This window comes from Herminiimonas sp. KBW02 (assembly GCF_003852535.1).
Lineage (GTDB): Bacteria > Pseudomonadota > Gammaproteobacteria > Burkholderiales > Burkholderiaceae_D > Oxalicibacterium.
This window is the reverse complement of sequence record NZ_QAJP01000005.1, coordinates 360,338-380,761: the sequence shown is the minus strand read 5'-3', so window position 1 is coordinate 380,761 and position 20,424 is coordinate 360,338. Positions and strand designations below refer to the sequence as shown.

18 protein-coding genes are annotated in these 20,424 nt (G+C 54.0%); 9 read left to right on the top strand and 9 right to left on the bottom strand.

Features of this window, described 5'->3' with window-relative positions:
- Window positions 1-44: 44 nt before the first annotated feature.
- From DBR37_RS11220 to DBR37_RS11185, 8 genes are all read left to right on the top strand, one after another.
- The gene (locus DBR37_RS11220; RefSeq protein ID WP_124574552.1) at window positions 45-659 is read left to right on the top strand and encodes a hypothetical protein; all 615 of its coding nucleotides are present in this window, start codon (window positions 45-47) and stop codon (window positions 657-659) included.
- Window positions 660-661: 2 nt separating this feature from the next.
- Entirely contained in the window at window positions 662-1,183 is a 522-nt protein-coding gene (locus DBR37_RS11215; RefSeq protein WP_124574551.1) for a TlpA disulfide reductase family protein, read from the top strand.
- Between the two features lie 83 nt (window positions 1,184-1,266).
- On the top strand, window positions 1,267-1,704 hold the full coding sequence (gene aroQ, locus DBR37_RS11210) for a type II 3-dehydroquinate dehydratase (protein WP_124574550.1): 438 nt from the start codon (window positions 1,267-1,269) through the stop codon (window positions 1,702-1,704).
- Between the two features lie 79 nt (window positions 1,705-1,783).
- Window positions 1,784-2,251 carry an acetyl-CoA carboxylase biotin carboxyl carrier protein gene (gene accB, locus DBR37_RS11205; protein ID WP_124574549.1) on the top strand — a complete coding sequence of 156 codons (468 nt, stop codon included), beginning with the start codon at window positions 1,784-1,786 and terminating at the stop codon, window positions 2,249-2,251.
- 98 nt (window positions 2,252-2,349) lie between these two features.
- The gene (gene accC / locus DBR37_RS11200; protein ID WP_124574548.1) at window positions 2,350-3,711 is read left to right on the top strand and encodes an acetyl-CoA carboxylase biotin carboxylase subunit; all 1,362 of its coding nucleotides are present in this window, start codon (window positions 2,350-2,352) and stop codon (window positions 3,709-3,711) included.
- Window positions 3,712-3,854: 143 nt separating this feature from the next.
- Complete coding sequence (gene prmA, locus DBR37_RS11195; protein WP_124574547.1) at window positions 3,855-4,787, top strand: 50S ribosomal protein L11 methyltransferase; 933 nt, start codon at window positions 3,855-3,857, stop codon at window positions 4,785-4,787.
- A gap of 13 nt (window positions 4,788-4,800) precedes the next feature.
- The gene (locus tag DBR37_RS11190; RefSeq protein ID WP_370454249.1) at window positions 4,801-6,042 is read left to right on the top strand and encodes a DUF3426 domain-containing protein; all 1,242 of its coding nucleotides are present in this window, start codon (window positions 4,801-4,803) and stop codon (window positions 6,040-6,042) included.
- Between the two features lie 92 nt (window positions 6,043-6,134).
- Window positions 6,135-7,067 (top strand): carbohydrate kinase family protein, encoded by a 933-nt coding sequence (locus DBR37_RS11185; RefSeq protein ID WP_124574545.1) that lies wholly within the window; start codon window positions 6,135-6,137, stop codon window positions 7,065-7,067.
- Between the two features lie 49 nt (window positions 7,068-7,116).
- Here DBR37_RS11185 and DBR37_RS11180 read toward each other — a convergent pair whose 3' ends face one another.
- From DBR37_RS11180 to DBR37_RS11140, 9 genes are all read right to left on the bottom strand, one after another.
- Window positions 7,117-7,659: a YggT family protein gene (locus DBR37_RS11180; RefSeq protein WP_124574544.1), complete on the bottom strand. Its 543-nt coding sequence runs from the start codon at window positions 7,657-7,659 to the stop codon at window positions 7,117-7,119.
- 92 nt (window positions 7,660-7,751) lie between these two features.
- Window positions 7,752-8,396, bottom strand: a complete 645-nt coding sequence (locus tag DBR37_RS11175) for a histone H1-like DNA-binding protein (RefSeq protein ID WP_124574543.1) — start codon at window positions 8,394-8,396, stop codon at window positions 7,752-7,754.
- Window positions 8,397-8,884: 488 nt separating this feature from the next.
- Complete coding sequence (locus DBR37_RS11170; RefSeq protein ID WP_124574542.1) at window positions 8,885-10,078, bottom strand: ribonucleotide-diphosphate reductase subunit beta; 1,194 nt, start codon at window positions 10,076-10,078, stop codon at window positions 8,885-8,887.
- Between the two features lie 162 nt (window positions 10,079-10,240).
- Window positions 10,241-13,132 carry a ribonucleoside-diphosphate reductase subunit alpha gene (locus DBR37_RS11165; protein WP_124574541.1) on the bottom strand — a complete coding sequence of 964 codons (2,892 nt, stop codon included), beginning with the start codon at window positions 13,130-13,132 and terminating at the stop codon, window positions 10,241-10,243.
- 412 nt (window positions 13,133-13,544) lie between these two features.
- Window positions 13,545-14,162 (bottom strand): 1,6-anhydro-N-acetylmuramyl-L-alanine amidase AmpD, encoded by a 618-nt coding sequence (gene ampD, locus DBR37_RS11160; protein ID WP_124574540.1) that lies wholly within the window; start codon window positions 14,160-14,162, stop codon window positions 13,545-13,547.
- A 4-nt stretch (window positions 14,163-14,166) separates the two neighbouring features.
- Window positions 14,167-15,588 (bottom strand): sigma-54 dependent transcriptional regulator, encoded by a 1,422-nt coding sequence (locus DBR37_RS11155; protein ID WP_124574539.1) that lies wholly within the window; start codon window positions 15,586-15,588, stop codon window positions 14,167-14,169.
- A 29-nt stretch (window positions 15,589-15,617) separates the two neighbouring features.
- On the bottom strand, window positions 15,618-17,318 hold the full coding sequence (locus DBR37_RS11150) for a PAS domain-containing sensor histidine kinase (RefSeq protein ID WP_124574538.1): 1,701 nt from the start codon (window positions 17,316-17,318) through the stop codon (window positions 15,618-15,620).
- Window positions 17,319-17,321: 3 nt separating this feature from the next.
- Entirely contained in the window at window positions 17,322-17,576 is a 255-nt protein-coding gene (locus DBR37_RS11145) for a PP0621 family protein (RefSeq protein ID WP_124574537.1), read from the bottom strand.
- On the bottom strand, window positions 17,573-18,382 hold the full coding sequence (locus DBR37_RS11140) for an inner membrane protein YpjD (RefSeq protein ID WP_124574536.1): 810 nt from the start codon (window positions 18,380-18,382) through the stop codon (window positions 17,573-17,575). Before DBR37_RS11140 ends, DBR37_RS11145 begins: the two co-directional genes overlap by 4 nt.
- Window positions 18,383-18,727: 345 nt before the next feature.
- Between DBR37_RS11140 and ffh the strand changes: the two genes are divergently transcribed.
- A complete protein-coding gene (gene ffh / locus DBR37_RS11135; protein ID WP_124574535.1) occupies window positions 18,728-20,095 on the top strand; it encodes a signal recognition particle protein in 1,368 nt (455 codons plus the stop codon).
- The last annotated feature ends 329 nt before the right edge of the window (window positions 20,096-20,424 follow it).

The window sequence follows — 20,424 nt, the reverse complement described above, 5'->3', positions numbered from 1 at the left end:
TTACCCGACGACGGGCCTATGTCGGCGGGAGTATCAATCGCACCATGCCGACACCCCCTTTGACCGATACTGAATTGCTGCGTGCTGAAATAGCCGCAGCCGCTGCACGCCTGATCGCCGAAGATGGCGTTGACTACGGCACGGCCAAACGCAAAGCCGTCAAACAGATACTGGGCAACAGCAAGGTGCGTGGTAATGTGCTGCCGGACAACAGCCAGATCGAAGACGAAGTGCGCGTATATAACGAGCTGTTTTTCGGCGACACCCAGCCCGCTCGTTTATTGCATTTACGCCAACTCGCAGTGCGCCTGATGACCGAACTGGCGCCGTTCCAGCCGCACCTGACCGGCGCAATCCTGAACGGTACCGCAGGCGAACACTCGGAAATCCACCTGCAATTGTTCGCGGAAAGCCCGAAAGACGTAGAAATCTATCTATTAAATAAGGGCGTGGACTTCGACGTCTCGGAATCCAACCACTTCAAAGGCCATAACGAACCTGTAGAAACCCTGAGTTTTCTGTGGCAACAGGAAGGCGTGCACCTGGCGCTATATAACCAAGACGATCTGCGCGGTGCGCTAAAGAAATCCCCATCCGGTCGTGCCGAGCGTGCTGATATAGAATCAGTGCGCGCACTGCTATCCGAGGAAAATGAGTAAATATGAAACGTAATGTCTTTTTGTTCGCCACTATCGCCGTATTCTTTGCTGCCTTCGGCATCTACTTCGGTGCCAAACACCACCGTCCGGCCAATCCCGAATCTCCCGCCGTCGCCAACTTCTTCGCGCAGAACATGGAAGACAGCAACGGCAAAACACATAGCTTGGGTGAATACCATGGCAAAACCCTGATCGTTAACTTTTGGGCAACGTGGTGTGCACCCTGCGTGGAAGAAATGCCTGAATTGACGGAATTACAAACAGAGCTGGCCGGAAAGAACATCCAGATCCTCGGCATCGGCATAGACTCGCCGAGCAATATCCGCGAATTCGCCGCCAAATATAAAATCACCTACCCGCTTTATATAGCCGGACTGACCGGCAGCGAACTGTCGCGCCAATTCGGCAACCAGGCTGGCGGCCTGCCTTTTACCGTGATCATTGGCCCGAAAGGCGACGTGCGCAAGACCTATCTGGGCCGCCTGAAGATGGATCAGTTGCGTGCCGACATCGCTGCTCTTTAAGCCACAAGCAAGTTTTTTCCTTGCCAATCAACGCCATTTAGCGGCAAAATGCCGCCATCGTCTGCAAACGGAGTTGCATCTCCATGGCAAAAAATATTCTTTTATTAAACGGCCCGAACCTGAATTTACTGGGTTCGCGCGAGCCTGAAGTCTATGGCGCCACCACACTTGCTGATGTGGAACGCGCTGCCAGCGAACAGGTTGCGCAAGCCGGTGCGAAGTTGACTACCTTCCAGAGCAATCACGAAGGTGCGTTGATAGACCGCATCCAGGCCGCGAAAAAAGAAGGTATAGACGCCATCGTGATAAATCCGGGCGGACTTACGCATACCAGCGTATCATTGCGCGATGCATTGGCAGGCGTTGCCATACCATTTGTGGAAATTCACGTTTCCAACATTCACCAGCGCGAAGCATTTCGCCATCATTCCTATCTGTCCGGCATCGCTGTCGGCGTGATCTGCGGATTGGGCACCGAAGGATATGCAGCAGCTATCTCTTTTGCGCTCAAAAAGCTCTAAATTTCACCATTTGTCGGCAAATGACTTATAATTGCCGCCATCTTCAATCATAAAAACTAAAATTTCCAAGGAAATTCACATGGATTTACGCAAGCTCAAGACCCTCATTGATCTGGTCGCAGAATCAGATATCGCTGAATTGGAAGTCACGGAAGGCGAAAGCAAAGTCCGTATCGTCAAATCTTCGGCAGCTCCGCAAAGCCAGGTAGTCATGATGCAACCGCAAGGCGCGCCTGCACAATATGCACCAGCACCGGCAGCAGCACCAGTCGCCGCTGCAGCACCAGTTGCAGCAGCACCAGTGGAAATCAAAGGCCATGTCGTTAAATCGCCTATGGTCGGCAGCTTCTACCGCTCCTCCGCTCCAGGCTCGCCAGCATTCGTTGAAGTTGGCTCGGTCGTCAAAGAAGGCGACACCCTGTGCATCATCGAAGCGATGAAACTCTTGAATGAAATCGATGCTGATGCTTCCGGCGTCATCAAGGAAATCCTGGTCGAAAACGGCCAACCGGTCGAGTTTGGCCAACCGTTGTTTATCATCGGCTAATAAATGGTTGCAGGGGCTGCAGACAACAAACGTATACGCCGCCCCTCCCATTTTGCTGATTCGATTCCATCCTTATAACGACGAGTCCAATTTCCACTATGTTTGAAAAAATCCTCATCGCCAATCGCGGCGAAATCGCGCTCAGAATACAGCGCGCCTGCCGCGAAATGGGCATCAAAACCGTGGTTGTCCATTCCGAGGCGGACCGCGATGCAAAATACGTCAAGCTGGCCGACGAGTCCGTTTGTATCGGCCCTGCACCATCCACATTAAGCTATCTGAACATGCCGGCCATCATCAGCGCGGCAGAAGTGACCGACGCCGAGGCGATCCATCCCGGCTACGGTTTCCTGTCTGAAAATGCTGATTTTGCTGAACGTGTAGAACAATCCGGCTTCGTCTTCATCGGCCCACGCTCGGAATCGATCCGCATGATGGGCGACAAAGTGTCGGCCAAACAGGCAATGATCAAGGCTGGCGTGCCATGCGTACCAGGTTCTGAAGGTGCATTGCCGGACGATCCGAAAGAAATCGTCCAGGTCGCACGCAAGATCGGCTATCCGGTCATCATCAAGGCAGCTGGCGGTGGTGGCGGACGCGGCATGCGCGTCGTGCACACCGAAGCAGCACTGCTGAACGCGGTCACCATGACCAAGACAGAAGCTGGCACCGCTTTCGGCAATCCGGAAGTCTATATGGAGAAGTACCTGGAAAATCCACGTCACGTGGAAATCCAGATCCTTGCCGACGAACACAAAAACGCCATCTGGCTGGGCGAACGCGATTGCTCTATGCAACGTCGCCATCAAAAAGTCCTGGAAGAAGCACCGGCGCCTGGCATCCCACGCAAAACCATAGAACGCATCGGCGATCGTTGCGCAGAAGCTTGCCGCAAAATGGGTTATCGCGGCGCGGGTACGTTTGAATTCCTGTACGAAAACGGCGAGTTTTACTTCATTGAAATGAATACCCGTGTGCAGGTTGAACATCCGGTGACAGAAATGATTACCGGCATTGATATCGTACAAGAACAGATCCGCATTGCTGCCGGCGAAAAGCTCCGCTTCCGTCAACGTGACGTGATCCTGAGTGGCCACGCTATCGAATGCCGTATCAACGCTGAAGACCCGTTCAAGTTCACACCGTCGCCAGGCAAGATCGTTTCCTGGCATGCACCTGGTGGTCCCGGCATCCGTGTTGATTCGCACGCTTACGCCGGTTACTACGTACCGCCAAACTATGATTCCATGGTCGGCAAAGTCATTTCTTACGGCGCGACACGTGAACAAGCGATCAAGCGCATGCAAATCGCTTTGTCCGAAATGGTAGTCGAAGGCATACAAACCAACATCCCATTGCATCGTGAACTGATGGTGGATGCCCGCTTCATCGAAGGCGGCACCAACATTCATTACCTCGAGCAAAAACTGGCAAACAAACCTGATTTGCCGAAATCGTAATCAGCATCATCCCCAGGCGTCGAGCCTATCGCTGTAACAATCAACCGGTTTGATTGTTACAGCGAATACAAACTATCATCACCCCGCCCCTTGCGGGCGTACAGCCCCTATAATGGCTGACAGTAAAGTACATCGAGGTATTCATGAGCTGGACCGAAATTGTGATCGAAGTCGCCCGTACGCATGCGGAAGCATTATCCGATGCGCTGATGGAGGCTGGCGCGTTATCAGTCTCGGTCGAAGACGCTGACTTCGGCACCGACGCCGAACAACCTTTATTCGGCGAACCCGGCATGGAACCGACAGAAGCAGCGTGGGAACATAGCCGCGTCGTGGCCCTGACGCCGATAGAAGCCGATCAGGCCAGCATCGTGGCCGAAGCTGCGCAAGCCGTCGGCCTCGCAGTTGCAGATGTCGTCTTTACGCTGCGTGCAGTGGAAGAGCAGGACTGGGTACGCTTAACCCAATCGCAATTCGAACCTATCCATATCGGCAAAAACATCTGGGTCGTACCGAGCTGGCACGATGCACCTGATCCGCAGGCGCTGGTACTGGAACTGGATCCAGGCCTGGCCTTCGGCACAGGCAGCCATCCGACCACACGCCTTTGCATGGAATGGCTGGAAGCACATCCGCCAGTCGGCCTGAGCGTGCTCGACTATGGTTGCGGCTCCGGCATCCTGGCAATGGTGGCAGCCAAACTGGGTTCGACCGACGTCATCGGTATCGATATCGATCCGCAAGCAATCAAGTCGGCCGTCTTCAATACCGAACGCAATCATTGCGACGTCGCTTACTATCTGCCGGATGAGTTTGCCGTGTCCGGCCATGCGCACACTTTTGACGTGGTGGTCGCAAATATCCTCGCCAACCCGCTCAAGGTCATGGCGCCGATGTTATCCGGACGCGTGCGTCCGGGCGGCAAACTGATACTGTCCGGCGTACTCGCGACCCAGGTCGAAGAAGTCACCGCGGCGTACGCCCCTTTCATCGCGCTCAGCGTCTGGGCCGAACATGAAGGCTGGGTTGCACTCGCCGGCCACCTTCCACCCGGTCCGCAATCCGGCCAGGCCTAAGGCTCACGCACTTATGGCACTCGCGACTCAATGTCCCCACTGCCAAACGACGTTTCGCGTCGCGCATGACCAATTGAAGTTGCGCGCAGGCCTTGTGCGCTGCGGCTACTGCAAGGAAATATTTAACGGCATAGAGAATCTCTTGCCATCGGAGGATGCAGCAGCGCCAACGCCTGCTGCTCCTGCCACTCCGCCAGAGGCAGCTCCCGTTACTCCCGCCGTCGTCGATACACCGCATGCGCCAGCGGCCACGGTTGCAGCTGTTACGGAAGAAGACGAGGCCAGCGACGCCGCCACACCAGGCGTATTTGCACCTGAAACCAATCCGGATGCTGCAGAAGCAGATGAAGCTGCACCTGCGGACGATGAAGTTGTCACAGACCAAGAGCAGGTAGTCGCGCAAGTAGTCGAACAAGCAGGCGTTAACGCAGCTGCGGCCAGCAAAATCGACTTTGATATCCCGGCCGGTTTTGAACGTGATGCAGACATCTATGTCCCGGATCCGGACTACGAAGCAAACAAGCCGGAAGATCCGCTGCAGCGCATGACCTTGCTGGATTTCACCCGCGAATTACCGGATGAAATCAACGCTGAAAATACTGCCGCCACATACGACCCCAAGGAGCTGGACCAGGCGATCAATGATTTGCAGCGCAAACCATGGCGTCGCAGCCGGAAATCCGCCAAGACGGCGACCGACGATGCACTGGATGAAGTCGACGCCGAGGACGAACCCGACTTCCTCAAGCGCGGTCGTCGCAAGCAACGCCTGAGCCGCAAGCTGCGCATCTTCCTCAGCGTCAGCTGCTTCATTTTGCTACTCGCTGCCGTACTGCAAGCCAGCTATATATTCCGCAACCAGATCGCCGGCTGGTTCCCGCAAGCCAAACCCACGCTGATCCAGGCCTGTGAACTGCTGGGCTGCCGCATCGATTTACCGGCGCAGATCGATCAGGTCTCCATCGAGTCCAGCGAACTGCAGACGCTGGCCAATGACAAGGATACGTTTGTACTCACTACGCTGCTACGCAATTACAGCAGTACGTATCAGGAATGGCCGCACATAGAATTGACGCTCAACGATATCAATGAAAAAGCCTTGCTGCGACGCGTCTTCACCCCTGCCGACTATCTCCGTAATAGTGAAGATGTACGCATAGGCTTTAGCGCCAACAGCGAACGCAGCGTCAAATTATCGTTTGAACTGTCGCAGTTGAAAGCCTCCGGTTACCGCGTCTACCTGTTTTACCCTTGAGACCACTCCCGCACTGAGCACCGCGCCGCAATACAGCGGCACAGTGTATGATTGCGACCAATTTCTTATCTCTGGCCTTTTACATACTTAATATGAAATCCTTAATCTGCGGTTCCGTTGCATTCGATACGATCATGTCCTTTGAAGGCCGCTTCTCCGAAGCCTTGCTGGCCGAGCAGTTGCATAAGATTAATGTGTCTTTTCTGGTCCCGACCATCCGCCGTGAGTTCGGCGGTTGCGCCGGCAACATCGCATACAACCTGCAATTGCTCGGCGGCGATCCGCTCATCATGGCGACCATCGGTCAGGACGGCGCATCCTATCGCGAACGCCTCGAACAACTGCAGATTTCGCAGCAATGCCTGAAAACCATCGACGATGCCTACACGGGCCAGGCATTCATCACAACGGATGCAGGCGGCAACCAGATCAATGCCTTCCATCCGGGCGCAATGAGCTATTCCCATTACAACAAGGTGGCAGACGCCGGCCCGGTAGCCATCGCAATCGTCGCGCCGGATGGCCGTGACGGCATGTTGCAACACGCACAGCACTGCGCCGACCTGAATATCCCGCTGATCTTCGATCCGGGCCAGGGCTTGCCTATGTTTAATGGTGATGAACTGAAAAACTTCATTGAGCTGGCAACCTATGTCGCTGTCAATGATTACGAAGCAGAATTGCTGACCGAGCGCACCGGCTTGTCACTGAAACAGATCGCAGAACGTGTCAGCGCCCTGGTCGTTACCCGTGGCGAACAAGGCGCAGAGATTTTCACCGGCAATGAGCACCTGAATATTCCATGCGTGAAAGCCGCACAGGTCCTCGACCCGACTGGTTGCGGCGACGCATTCCGGGCCGGTATGTTGTTTGGCCTGACCAACAATATGGATTGGGCGACTACCGGACGCCTGTCCAGCCTGATGGGTTCGATCAAGATCGCGCATCAGGGCCCGCAAAACCACGTGCTGACACGTGCAGAGATCGACGATCGCTTCCAGCAAGCCTTCGGCTATCGTCTGTAAGCAGGAAATACCTGCGGTTCCGGCTCAGCGGCGGGAACCGCATATATCTTTACAGCAGCGCTGCCACCACGGTAGTGACCAGCTGAATCGCAATGCGCAGCAGGATCAGCGCAACCAGCGGCGATAAATCCACCGTGCCGATCAAGGGCACCACCCGGCGCAACGGCCGCATCAGCGGATCATTCAAGGCACGAACAAACGGTGCCAGCGGCGCACGCGGATTCACCCAGCTAAATATCACCTCGATCAGAATCAGGCCGATCAAGCCATACAAGGCCCATTGCACGACGCGTAGCAAGGACAAAAGCAGCAGCGTTTGCGCACTGAAACCACCACGCAGCAACAGATCAACTGCCGTCGCTGCCAATGCCACCAGAAAGGCAGCAATCACACTGGCCCAGTCGTAACCACCAGCACCCGGTAATACACGGCGCAGCGGGCGTACCAGCCAGTCGGTCAGTTGATAGGTAAATTGTGCCAGCTCCATCGGTGGACGCACGCGCACAGCCTGCATCCAGAATCTGAGCAGCAAGGCACCGGCCAGCACGATGGCGACCGTATCAATAATCAGCGTAAATACACTATCCAGCACGGAAGCTCCTTAAAAAAAAACCGCTGTGCGACAAAAGCCACACAGCGGGATTGTGCCTGAATTTAATCAGGCGCATCCAGGCGAACCTGGATTTACGGACGTGTGCCCGTTGGAAACGGCCATGCTGCTGCCGGATTCAACACCGTCTTAACTGCAGGTGCTGCTACTGCTGCTGGCTTCGCTGCAGGCTTTTTAGGCGCTGCTTTTTTAGCTGCAGGTTTTTTAGCAACTGGCTTTTTAGCTACAGCTTTTTTGGCTGCTGGCTTAGCTGCTGGCTTTTTAGCGGCCGCTTTTTTTGCTGCTGGCTTTTTAGCTACAGCTTTTTTAGCAACGGCTTTCTTAGCTGCTGGCTTTTTGGCTGCTGCTTTTTTAGCTGCTGGCTTTTTAGCGACAACTTTTTTAGCTACAGCTTTTTTGGCTGCTGGCTTTTTAGCTGCTGCTTTTTTAGCTACTGGCTTTTTCTTAGCAACGACTTTTTTAGCTACCGCTTTTTTAGCTACTGGCTTTTTAGCTGCTGCTTTTTTAGCCACTGGCTTTTTAGCGACAACTTTCTTAGCTACCGCTTTTTTAGCTACTGGCTTTTTAGCTGCTGCTTTTTTAGCCACTGGCTTTTTAGCTGCTGCTTTTTTAGCTACCGGTTTTTTGGCGGCTGGTTTTTTTGCTGCAACTGGTTTTTTAGCTGCTGCTTTCTTTGCAGCTGGTTTCTTAGCTGCTGGTTTTTTTGCTGCTGTTGCCATTTTGTTTCTCCTTCACGTGATGGAAAAAATCAAGCTTCTAGGTTTGAAACTCTCCCGCACCATCGCGATGGTTTGGGCGAATTATTCATCGGCGCAAGCGTGTTTGTTGCTTGCGCTAATGAATTCGGCTCCAGCTGAACTGCTGCATCCCCTCACTTATGCAGCACTTCAGCCTTGCTTGGCTATGCGTCTAACGTAGCTGTGCTACGGCTATAGCCAAAAAAAACGCCAGCGCATACGCCGGCATTGGAATACTGTTTCAGAAAAAACAAACCTTTTTTAAAGAAAAAAACCGCCGCACCTGACTGAATCAAGTGTTGCGGTTTGAGCAGATGAGATCGTATAGGTCTTCTACTGTTCATTAAATTTGGTTGTTGCCTTTCCTGTTTTACGCAGTCTTTGCAATTACTGTTTGAGCGACTGCATCTTTGGAACTACTCTTTTTGCTGCTTATTTCGCGTTGCTCAGGCAACGCGATTTTTAATTATTTATTCCCAGTTGAGCGCGCCACCAGTTTGGTACTCAATGACTCGGGTCTCAAAAAAGTTGCGCTCTTTTTTCAGATCGATCATTTCGCTCATCCATGGGAATGGATTTTCTTCTTGTTCAAACATCGGTTCCAAACCGATTTGTTGTGCGCGGCGATTTGCAATGAATCTCAAATAGCCTTTGAACATCGGTGCGTTCAGACCAAGCACTCCACGCGGCATTGTATCCTCTGCGTAACGATATTCCAACTCTACTGCGCGTAAAAACAACGTTTTAATCTCTTCGCGGAATTGCGGCGTCCACAAATGCGGATTTTCGAGCTTGATCGTGTTGATCAAATCGATGCCGAAGTTGCAGTGCATCGATTCATCACGCAGGATGTATTGATACTGCTCTGCAGCACCCATCATCTTGTTTTGACGACCGAGCGCGAGAATTTGTGCGAAGCCGACATAGAAGAAAAGACCTTCCATCAGACAGGCAAACACGATGAGCGAGCGCAGCAATTTCTGATCATTCTCAGTCGTGCCGGTTTTGAATTCAGGATCGGTCAGCGTTTCAATGAATGGGATCAGGAACTGATCCTTGTCGCGGATAGACTCGACTTCATTGTAAGCATTGAAGATTTCGCCTTCATCCAGACCCAGCGATTCAACGATGTATTGATAGGCGTGGGTGTGGATGGCCTCTTCAAATGCCTGACGCAGCAGATACTGACGGCACTCCGGTGCTGTAATGTGGCGGTAGGTACCGAGCACGATGTTGTTGGCAGCCAGTGAATCGGCTGTGACGAAGAAGCCGAGATTACGCTTCACCAGACGACGTTCGTCGTCGGTCAGGCCGTTCGGGTTTTTCCACAGTTCAATATCACGCTGCATATTGATCTCTTGTGGCATCCAGTGGTTAGCGCAACCAGCCAGGTATTTATCCCATGCCCATTTGTATTTAAACGGAACCAGTTGGTTAACGTCTGTTTGCCCGTTGATGACGCGCTTGTCGGCGGCATCCATACGGCGGGTCGGATCGACTGCAGCAGCGTTTTTCGCTACCAGCGCAGGATCCAGCGCCACTTCCTGTTGTGCCTGCACGCGTTGTGCGGCTGCTTCACGCACTTGCTGCAAAGCCGGTTGCAATCCTGCCTGCGCGCCTGGCGCCGGTGCTGCCGGAGCTACTTCTTCATCCCAACTTAGCATGACTTATTTCCTTATTCGTATTCTGCGGGTGTCGTTACACCGTCATTGCAGAACAAAAGCGCATAGTCCTTTGTCTGCTTTCTTTACATCTAGTTCAATCTTGCGCTGACCTGCCGGTTTCATACCGCCCTGTCAGCGCCTGGTTTCCAGCTTGTCAGCCGCTTATTGGCAAGCTTCGCACTCTTCAAATCCTGCATCACCAGGACGCAACATGCAAGCAGGACCGTCTGTTTCTGCTGCAGCTTGCGACGCCGCCGATGGAGCACCGGAGTCAACTGCATTCAGGGCGCCGGTTTTGGAAGTCGATTTTTCGGTATGCGTTGCACCCATGGTACGCAGGTAGTAAGTGGTTTTCAGGCCACGCAACCATGCCAGTTTGTAGGTGTCGTCCAGTTTTTTACCGGATGCGCCAGCCATATAGATGTTCAGGGATTGCGCCTGATCGATCCATTTCTGACGACGCGATGCTGCTTCAACCAGCCATTTAGGCTCAACTTCAAATGCTGTTGAGTAGATGTCGCGCAAGTCTTGCGGGATGCGGTCGATCTTGGCCAGGCTGCCGTCAAAATATTTGAGGTCGGAAATCATGACTTCATCCCACAGACCACGGGCTTTCAGGTCACGCACCAGGTATTCATTGATCTCGGTGAATTCACCGGACAGGTTCGATTTGACGTACAGGTTCTGGTAAGTCGGTTCGATACATGCCGAAACGCCGATGATGTTCGAAATGGTTGCGGTCGGTGCAATCGCCACGCAGTTCGAGTTACGCATACCGTATTGCTTGATGCGTTCACGCAACGGTGCCCAATCCAGGGTTTCTGTCAGGTCGGCTTCCAGGTACCCGCCGCGCTCTTCTTGCAGCAGTTTCAGCGAGTCTTGCGGCAGGATGCCACGATCCCACAGCGAACCGCGGTAGGAGCTGTAACGACCACGTTCTTCGGCCAGTTCGGTCGATGCGTAGTAAGCGTAGTAGCAAACGGCTTCCATCGAACGGTCGGCAAACTGTACTGCTTCATCCGAAGCGTAAGGAATGCGCATCATGTGCAGGCAGTCCTGGAAACCCATGATGCCGAGGCCGACCGGGCGGTGGCGCAGGTTGGAATCACGTGCTTTCTTGACTGCATAGTAGTTGATGTCGATCACGTTATCCAGCATGCGCATCGCGGTACGTACCGTTTTTTGCAGTTTGACGTGATCCAGCTGGCCGTCTTTCATGTGGGCAGGCATATTGACCGAACCCAGGTTGCAGACTGCGATTTCCGAATCGTTGGTATTCAGTGTGATCTCGGTGCACAGGTTCGAGCTGTGAACCACGCCCACGTGTTGCTGTGGCGAACGGATGTTGCAAGGATCTTTGAATGTGATCCATGGATGGCCGGTTTCAAACAGCATGGACAGCATTTTGCGCCACAGATCCAGAGCCTGGATTTTCTTGAACAGTTTCAGTTCGCCGCGTGCCGCCTTGGCTTCGTAACCGGTGTAAGCCGCTTCGAACGCTTTGCCGACTTTGTCGTGCAGGTCTGGTGCATCGGATGGCGAGAACAGGGTCCATTCGCCTTTTTCCATGACGCGTTTCATGAACAGGTCAGGAATCCAGTTAGCGGTATTCATGTCATGCGTACGACGACGGTCATCGCCGGTGTTTTTACGCAGGTCGAGGAATTCCTCGATATCCATGTGCCAGGTTTCCAGGTAAGCGCAGACTGCGCCTTTACGTTTACCGCCCTGGTTAACCGCAACGGCGGTGTCGTTGACGACTTTCAGGAATGGAACCACGCCTTGCGAACGACCGTTGGTGCCCTTGATATGCGCGCCGAGCGAACGGACCGGGGTCCAGTCATTACCCAGGCCGCCGGCATATTTAGCCAGCAATGCGTTTTCCTTGATCGCTTCGTAGATACCGTCGAGATCATCAGCAACGGTGGTCAGGTAGCACGACGACAATTGCGAACGCTGGGTACCGGAGTTGAACAGGGTTGGTGTCGAGCTCATGAAGTCGAAGCTGGACAGCAGGTTGTAAAACTCGATGGCGCGTTCTTCGCGGTTGATTTCGTTCAGTGCCAGGCCCATCGCTACACGCATGTAGAAAGCTTGCGGCATTTCAATACGGGTATCGCGGATGTGCAGGAAGTAACGGTCGTACAGAGTTTGTAGACCGAGGTAACCGAACTGCAGGTCGCGCTCAGGAACCAGGGCGTCACCCAGTTTCTTCAGGTCAAACTGGCCGAGCTTGGCATCCAGCAATTCTGCTTCGATACCTTTTTTAATGAATTTCGGGAAGTATTCGATGTATTGCTCAGGCGCGTCAGCTTGTGCCACTTCCAGACCGAATACTTCTTTACGGATGGTGTGCATCAACAAGCGTGCGGTGACAGTGCTGTATGCAGGGTCTTTTTCCATCAGCGCGCGGGCAGCCAGGATGGCAGACTTGTGCAATTCTTCAACCGGTACGCCGTCGTACAGGTTTTTAACTGTTTCGTGCAGGATCGCTTCGGCATCCACGTGTTTTTCCAGACCCAGGCAAGCTGCATTGATCAGGTCACGCACTTGATTCATGTCCAGCGGACGACGCTGACCATCTTCGGTCACATGCAATTGATGTGCTTCTTCGACTGGCTTCGCGGCTTGCTGCTGCGCACGCTCTTCCATACGCTTGGCGCGGTACAAAACGTAAGCGCGCGCAACATCGTGTTCACCAGAACGCATCAGCGCCAGTTCAACCTGATCCTGGATGTCTTCGATATGGAAGGTGCCACCGGCTGGCTGGCGACGTACCAGGGCGTTGACGACATTCGAAGTCAGTTGCTCAACCAGTTCACGCACACGCGCCGAAGCTGCACCCTGACCACCGTTAACGGCCAAAAACGCTTTGGTTACTGCGATGGAGATTTTCGATGGCTCAAAACCAACAACTGCACCATTACGACGAATAATGCGATGTTCGCCCAGACCAGCGGTCTGTGTATTGGAGGTCGACGGTGCAATCGCGAGGGACGCGATGTTGCCAATTTCTGTCGGTGACTTGGCTGAAATTTCTTGCGTAGAGAGCATTACGACTCCTTCAATAGGGATTGCTGGCAATATTGCCGTACTTTTTTTAAGAGAGAAAACCGGCTACTGCCGGTTTCACGAAATTGTTTTGTCTTGATGACAGCTGCGGAACCAGGCTCAAACCAAAGCCGCAGCAAGGAACGCAGATATCTACGTTGAACGCCCATGCCGACATTGTTTTACTTATATATGGCATCTGCCCAGAGCCCTTACTTCATATGAATTAACAAATTGCTTGAAGGTGCATCTACCTGAACAAACTTGAGGCGAGACCGAAAAACTCACTACATCTAGTGCAAAAATCTCGATCTGCACTAATTCTAGTGCGCGAAACGCGAGGATGCAATCAATTTTTCAGCAGTTTCAGATATATTTTTTTATAAGAATATATGGGATTGCATCACTGTATTTTTTACATTAAGCGGAAAGCCAAATCCGGTGCGGCCTCACCGGTATTTGCCTGTTTTTTCTGCCAACGATAGCGCGTTTGATACTCGACCCAATCGAAAAAAGGACCCGGATCCGTTTTGCGACCAGGTGCAATATCTTCGTGCCCGGTTACATGCTTCAGCGGGTAAGCCGCATTCAGCGCTACCGTCAAAGCCGCCAGCGCGGTGTATTGCACATCCGCAAAAGCAGCAAAGTCGGTGCCTTCCAATTCGATGCCTATCGAAAAATCGTTGCACCGCTCCTGCCCGCAAAATGACGAAACCCCGGCATGCCAGGCCCGGTCATGCGCAGAAACGAATTGCAGCACCGTACCGTCACGCCGAATCAGGAAGTGCGCAGATACGCGCAAAGGACGCAACTGATCAAAATACGGGTCGGCATCATAATCCAATTTGTTCAGGAACAGGTCAGCAATATACGGCCCGCCAAACTGCGATGGCGGCAAACTGATGTTATGTATCACCAGCAATGCAATTTCTGTTCCTTCCGCGCGTGCGTCAAAATTGGGCGAAGGCAAATGCTGCGCGCCGACGGCCCAGCCTGCGGCGTCGATCTGGAACTGCGCTGAGGATGTGTCCAAAGTCTTATTCCGGTGCGTTGATGTCCAGCCGCTGCATCCGATAACGCAACTGGCGGAAGCTGATGCCGAGCAGTTCAGCCGCCTGGGTACGGTTAAACTGGGTCTTGCTCAAGGCGCGCCGGATGATTTCACGCTCCACCTCATCCAGGTGATCCGGCAAGGAGCCGGGTATATCGTTAATGGCCGTCAACACCGGAGCATCCTGCACTATCGCTTTAGACTCGACCGGCGTTGCGGTCAATTCCGTGACTTCCGGTGCAAGCACCACCTTCGGCGTATGTGCAGCCTTTAATACCAGGTCAGTTACTTCGATTACACCATCGTTGGCAAAGGCCAGCGCACGTTCCAGTATATTTTCCAGTTCGCGCACATTGCCGGGGAATGAATAATCCAGCAAAGCGTCCAGCGCTGCCGGCGCCAGCCTGACTTGTCCTGCATCCAGGCGGGCCAGGATGGCTTGCGCCAGCAAGGCTATATCGTCGAGGCGCTCGCGCAAAGGCGGCAAATTCAATTCGATGACATTCAGGCGGTAATACAAATCCTGACGGAAGGTACCGCGCCCCACGCAATCGAGCAGATTCTGGTGCGTCGCACTAATAATACGTACATCGACCGGCTCCTCCACCGTCGCGCCGACTTTGCGCACCCGGCGCTCCTGGATCGCGCGCAGCAGCTTCACCTGCATCGCCAGCGGCAGGTCTGCCACCTCATCCAGCAAGAGGGTGCCACCGTTGGCCGCCTGGAAGAAACCATCCCGGTCATCGACCGCACCGGTAAACGCGCCTTTACGGTAACCAAAGAATTCCGCTTCCATCAGCGCTTCCGGAATCGCACCGCAGTTAACAGCGACAAACGGTTTGTCGCTGCGACCACTTTGGACATGAATGTCGCGCGCCGCCAATTCCTTGCCGCTGCCGGACTCACCACTGATGGAAACCGGCGCCATACTGCGCGCCAGCCGGGCAATTTGCGCCCGCAAAGCCTGCATAGCTTCCGACTGTCCCATCAAACGCAGCGCCGGCGGTGCCGCCACTTTTGCACTCGGCTGCTCATCCGTCTGACTGATACGTAAGGCGGAGCGCACCATGACGCGCAATTGCTCCAGCCCGACCGGTTTCGACAGATAGTCGAAGGCACCGGCTTTCAACGCCACCACTGCATTGTCGGCGCTGCCGAAAGCGGTGATGACAGCGACCGGGGTATTTTTATATTGCGCTGTAATTTCCTGTACCAGCTCGATACCCAGACCATCCGGCAAACGCATATCCGTCAATACCAATGCATATTCATGCTGTTTCAGGTAATTGCGCGCCGTCGCCAGATCGGATGCGCTATCGATATCCAGGCCCATTTTGACGAGTGTAATTTCCAGCAACTCGCGCAGGTCTGCCTCATCATCAACAATAAGAATACGAGGAGAAGTCATAGTACGCAGCGTGTAGGGTTGAAGAACATTTAAACAGCTTCGTTAGTGGCAAAAGTAATCACAAACCGACCGGAAGGCGAACCTTGTTCTTCATCTGTCCGGCATTCATAGTTCAGCATCGCGCTGTTATTCAGGCAAAGCTCCCGTGCCAGATACAGGCCCAGGCCGGTGCCCTTGTTGGAAGTCGTATAAAACGGTTCGAACAAATGGGCGCGTACCGCAGAAGTGATCTGCGCGCCGTCATCCTGTACATGCAACTCCAGGCGATGCCCTGGCGTCGCCACTATATATATACGTATGCTGGCAGGTGCTCCACTGGCGTAGCGTAACGCATTTGTCAGTAAGTTCAAGACGATTTCGCGCAAATGCAACGGATCGAAACGGACTTTATACGGCTTCATGTCCGACACCGCGATCATGCCATCCTTGATCTCGTGCAGTTCATTTAACTCGCTCAGGATATCTTCAAACAACAAAGCCAGGCATAGCGGCTCGTGGTACTGGTGCGCCTTGCGCGACAGCTTCAGGATGTCTTCTATCATCCTGTTCAGGCGTGTCACATTGTCACTGATGATGGCGAGCAGACGCTGCTGGCCGGCACTGAGTTCATCTTCTTTCAGCAATGAAGTCGCATGCCCTATCGCCGATAAGGGATTGCGCACCTCATGCGCGATGCTGGCGGTCAGCCGCCCCATCGAGGCCAGCTTTAATTGCTGTGCCTGGTTTTCGATTTCGCTGACATCCTGCAGGAAAATCACGACCCGGTCTTCCTGTAAACCATCCGCATCCACCCGTGCGAACCGTAACTTCAAATGCGTCATCAATTCCCGGCGGCCGCCCATGATGGTGCTGCCGCCTTGCAACGTATTTTCTTCCGTGTGTTTGATGAAGACAAAAGTCGGTGTCTGCTGCTGCGTGTTTGGCTGCGTCGGTGCGCGCAAACCGGACCTTGCCCCCCAGGCCGAATAAGCTGCAGCTATTGGCGCCAGCCACACCATATCGGACAACTTGCCATAATCGCCTGTATGCGGGAAAGACAAACCCAGCATACGGGCCGCCGCCGGGTTACTGGTGAGGACGCGCCCTTTACGGTCAACCACCAAAATACCGTCCTCCATATCTGCAATCACCAGGCGATTGATCGCCTGCTGCACATGCAAGGCACGACCGCGTCCCCGCGCCAGCGTTTCCTGTTTGATCAGGCGTGCGGCCAGCCGGTTGATGGCAAAGATAATGATGAAGAATGCGGCGCCGTACAAACCCACCTGCGAAGATGAAATGTCGGCGCTGTCGTTCAGTAATTGGTAGCCGTTTTCTGCCAGCAGTACCAGCGTCGCAGTAGACACGAAGAATAGCGCCAGCACCAGCGGCGCCAGAATCGCACCACCAGCAAGCGGGAATAAATAGAGGATGGCGAGACCGCTTTTGATCCCACCGGCGGTCAGGTACAGCATGGAGATGGCGACGATATCAACCGATACCTGCGCCACTACCTGGAACAGGAAGCGCCGTCGCCAGTACAAGGATAAGACCACAAACAACAGTGCCAGTACCAGGTACACCACGCAGGCGCCCCAGAAGTTATCTTTGTGCAGCCACAGCTTGGCAGAACCCATGCCGAAGTAACTGAGCAAAACTGCGGCAATCAGGGTACGGGTCAGCGCAAAGGCTTGCAAAGTACGCCAGAAAGTATCCCGCGTATCGTCTGCTACCGGTTTGTTATTCGCCATGTATCAGCGCGCCAGATACTGACGGCGATGTTCATCGCTGCAAAAGACCAGATTGGAACTACCCGACACTGCTTCGGATGCCGGGAAATGCGTGCCGCAATAGGCGCAGCTGAGCATCTTTTCCGCCTCGCCTGCCGCCGACGGTGCTTGCGTTGGCGCTGGAGGCGGCGTCTTCGGTGGCGCGGCCTTGCTCGACTTTTTGCTGCGCAGGATCCAAATCACCGCAACGATCACGCCTGCCCATAACAACAACTTCATGCCAGGCTCCGGTGCAGTATCACTTCAAATACAAAACGGCTGCCGACATACGCCAGGAACAGGGTGGTAAAACCGGTCAGCGTAAAGCTGAGTGCCGTCTTGCCACGCCAGCCACGCCATCGGCGTCCGGCCAGCAAAACGCCGAACAAGATCCAGGACAGCATCGTGAAGATGGTTTTATGCTCCCACTTAAATGCCTTGCCGAATAATTCTTCGGAAAACACCACGCCCGACAATACCGTCAGCGTCAGCAGAAAGAAGCCTATGCCGATCAGGCGGAACAGCAGTTTTTCCATCGTTAGCAAGGCTGGCAGGCGATCGATGGCCAGCGCAAACCAGCCCGTCTTTTGCACACTCAGGCGGGTATGCAGCTTGGATTCCTGCAAAGCCATCAAGACCGCGTGGAAAGCAGCAATGGTCAGCGTGCTGTAAGCCAGCATCGCAATCGCAATATGCCAGGGGAAAAGTGCGGACTTGCCGTCCAGCGGAATCATGCTGCCGGGGAAAACCGTCGGCAGCAATACCCCGATGGCGGCGCTCGGCAAGACCAGAATACGTAAACCATCGAGACTGAAATTACGATTTTCCAGCCAGTAAATCGCAACCGAAATCCACAGTGCACCGGATAGCATGATGGCAAAGCCCATACGCAAGGCACCATGCCCGATCATATCGACCCATAACGCAGCCCCGTGCAACAGCCAGCCGATCAGGGTGCCGGTAGAAATTGCCGTACGTTGCTTCGACGGCAAGAATGCGCAAGCTGCGTAGAACAATGCAGCCAAGACAAAGAAGTATGTGTACATCGCTTAAGTTTACACCATGTAAGGCTTGTGCCCGCTCGGTACAAGCGGCTGGCAGCAGCTTTGTGTCCGCCATGAAATTGCTCCCGTGACATTACCACTAGCCGGACACAAACGCGCGCACTAGATGCGTTTGGATGATAAAAATTTGGCAGGCAAGGGCTGGCCCGAGCAAATGCTCAGCGGCACACACTATATAGATAGCAGGCCTGCAACTATCTCAGGCGAGCCGGCGCATCCGCCAGCGCATCGGTTAAAATGAGACTTTCGCCATACTGCGCCACAAGCCGTTTTGCCGCTGTCGCCCATGGCACCACCGTTTAGTCAGACTCACACCAGCCACTATCCATGCTCGACAATCTCACCCAACGCTTAGCCAAAGCCGTCAAAACCATGCGCGGAGAAGCGCGCCTGACGGAAACCAATACTGCAGAAATGCTGCGCGAAGTCCGTCTGGCCCTGCTCGAAGCCGACGTTGCCCTGCCCGCCGTGCGCGAGTTCATCAGCCGCGTCAAAGAAAAAGCGATGGGCGAAGATGTAGTCGGCTCGCTCACACCTGGCCAGGCACTGGTCGGCGTCGTGCAACGCGAACTGGCAGCCATCATGGGTGGCGATCTCGGCCCTGAAGCATCGCAACTGAATTTCGCGACCCAACCGCCAGCCATCATCCTGATGGCCGGCCTGCAAGGTGCAGGTAAAACCACGACCGTCGGTAAGCTCGCCAAATACCTGCGCGAGCAAAAGAAGAAAAAAGTCCTGACCGTTTCCGCCGACGTCTATCGCCCGGCCGCGATCGGCCAGCTGGAAACCGTCACCGCACAAGTCGGCGCTGACTTCTTCCCGTCGCAAGCGACTGACAAACCGGTCGACATCGCACTGGCTGCGCTGGACTATGCGAAACGCCATTACCACGATGTACTGATCATCGATACTGCTGGTCGCCTCGGCATCGACGAAGCGATGATGCAGGAAATCAAAGCCCTGCATGGCGCCGTCAAACCGATAGAAACCCTGTTCGTGGTCGATGCGATGCTGGGTCAGGATGCGATCAATACGGCCAAAGCCTTTAGCGATGCACTGCCGCTGACCGGTATCGTGCTGACCAAACTGGACGGTGATTCACGTGGCGGTGCCGCGCTTTCGGTACGCCACATCACCGGCAAACCGATCAAATTCGCTGGCGTTGCAGAGAAACTCGATGGCCTGGAAGCGTTCGATCCGGCCCGTATGGCCGACCGTATCCTCGGCATGGGCGACATCCTGGCGCTGGTGGAAGAAGCGCGCAAAGGCGTCGACATGGAAGCGGCGCAGGGCCTGGCCAATAAAATCAAGGTCGGCGGCAAATTCGATTTGAACGACTTCAAATCGCAACTGGCGCAAATGAAGAAAATGGGCGGCATGTCCAACCTGATGGATAAACTGCCGGCGCAACTGCAACAGGCAGCTGCCGGTGCCAATATGGGCATGGCCGACAAACAGGTCGTCCGGATGGAAGGCATCATCAACTCCATGACGCCGCAAGAACGTGCAAAACCTGAGCTGATCAAGGCTTCGCGCAAACGCCGTATCGCCACCGGCGCAGGCGTCCAGGTGCAGGAAGTCAACCGCATGCTGGCGCAATTCGATCAAATGCAGAGCATGATGAAGAAGCTCAAAGGCGGCAATATGATGAAAATGATGCGCGGTATGAAGGGTATGCTGCCCGGCATGCGCTGATTTTTTCGCCATTTATAGAAAAAGCCCGGCTCGAGAGACCGGGCTTTTTCTTATTCTGCCCTGCTCTTTGCAAAAGCACGCACAAAAATCGGGCGGATACGTCGTCATTTTCCCGTCGGCGACATCGCAAAAATCTGCCGGTTTTATGTCGCATACAGAGATGAAAAAACTGCGCTGCCGAATCGAATAAGCCATCCGCACTTCCGACGCTACGCTATACGTGGCTTGCAGCCTACAAATACAGAGGGAAACGCACAAAAAACACTTGCGTAGCAAGAAAATCCACACCACTATTGACGGTGCGTGAATTGGCGCAATTTCCCAACACA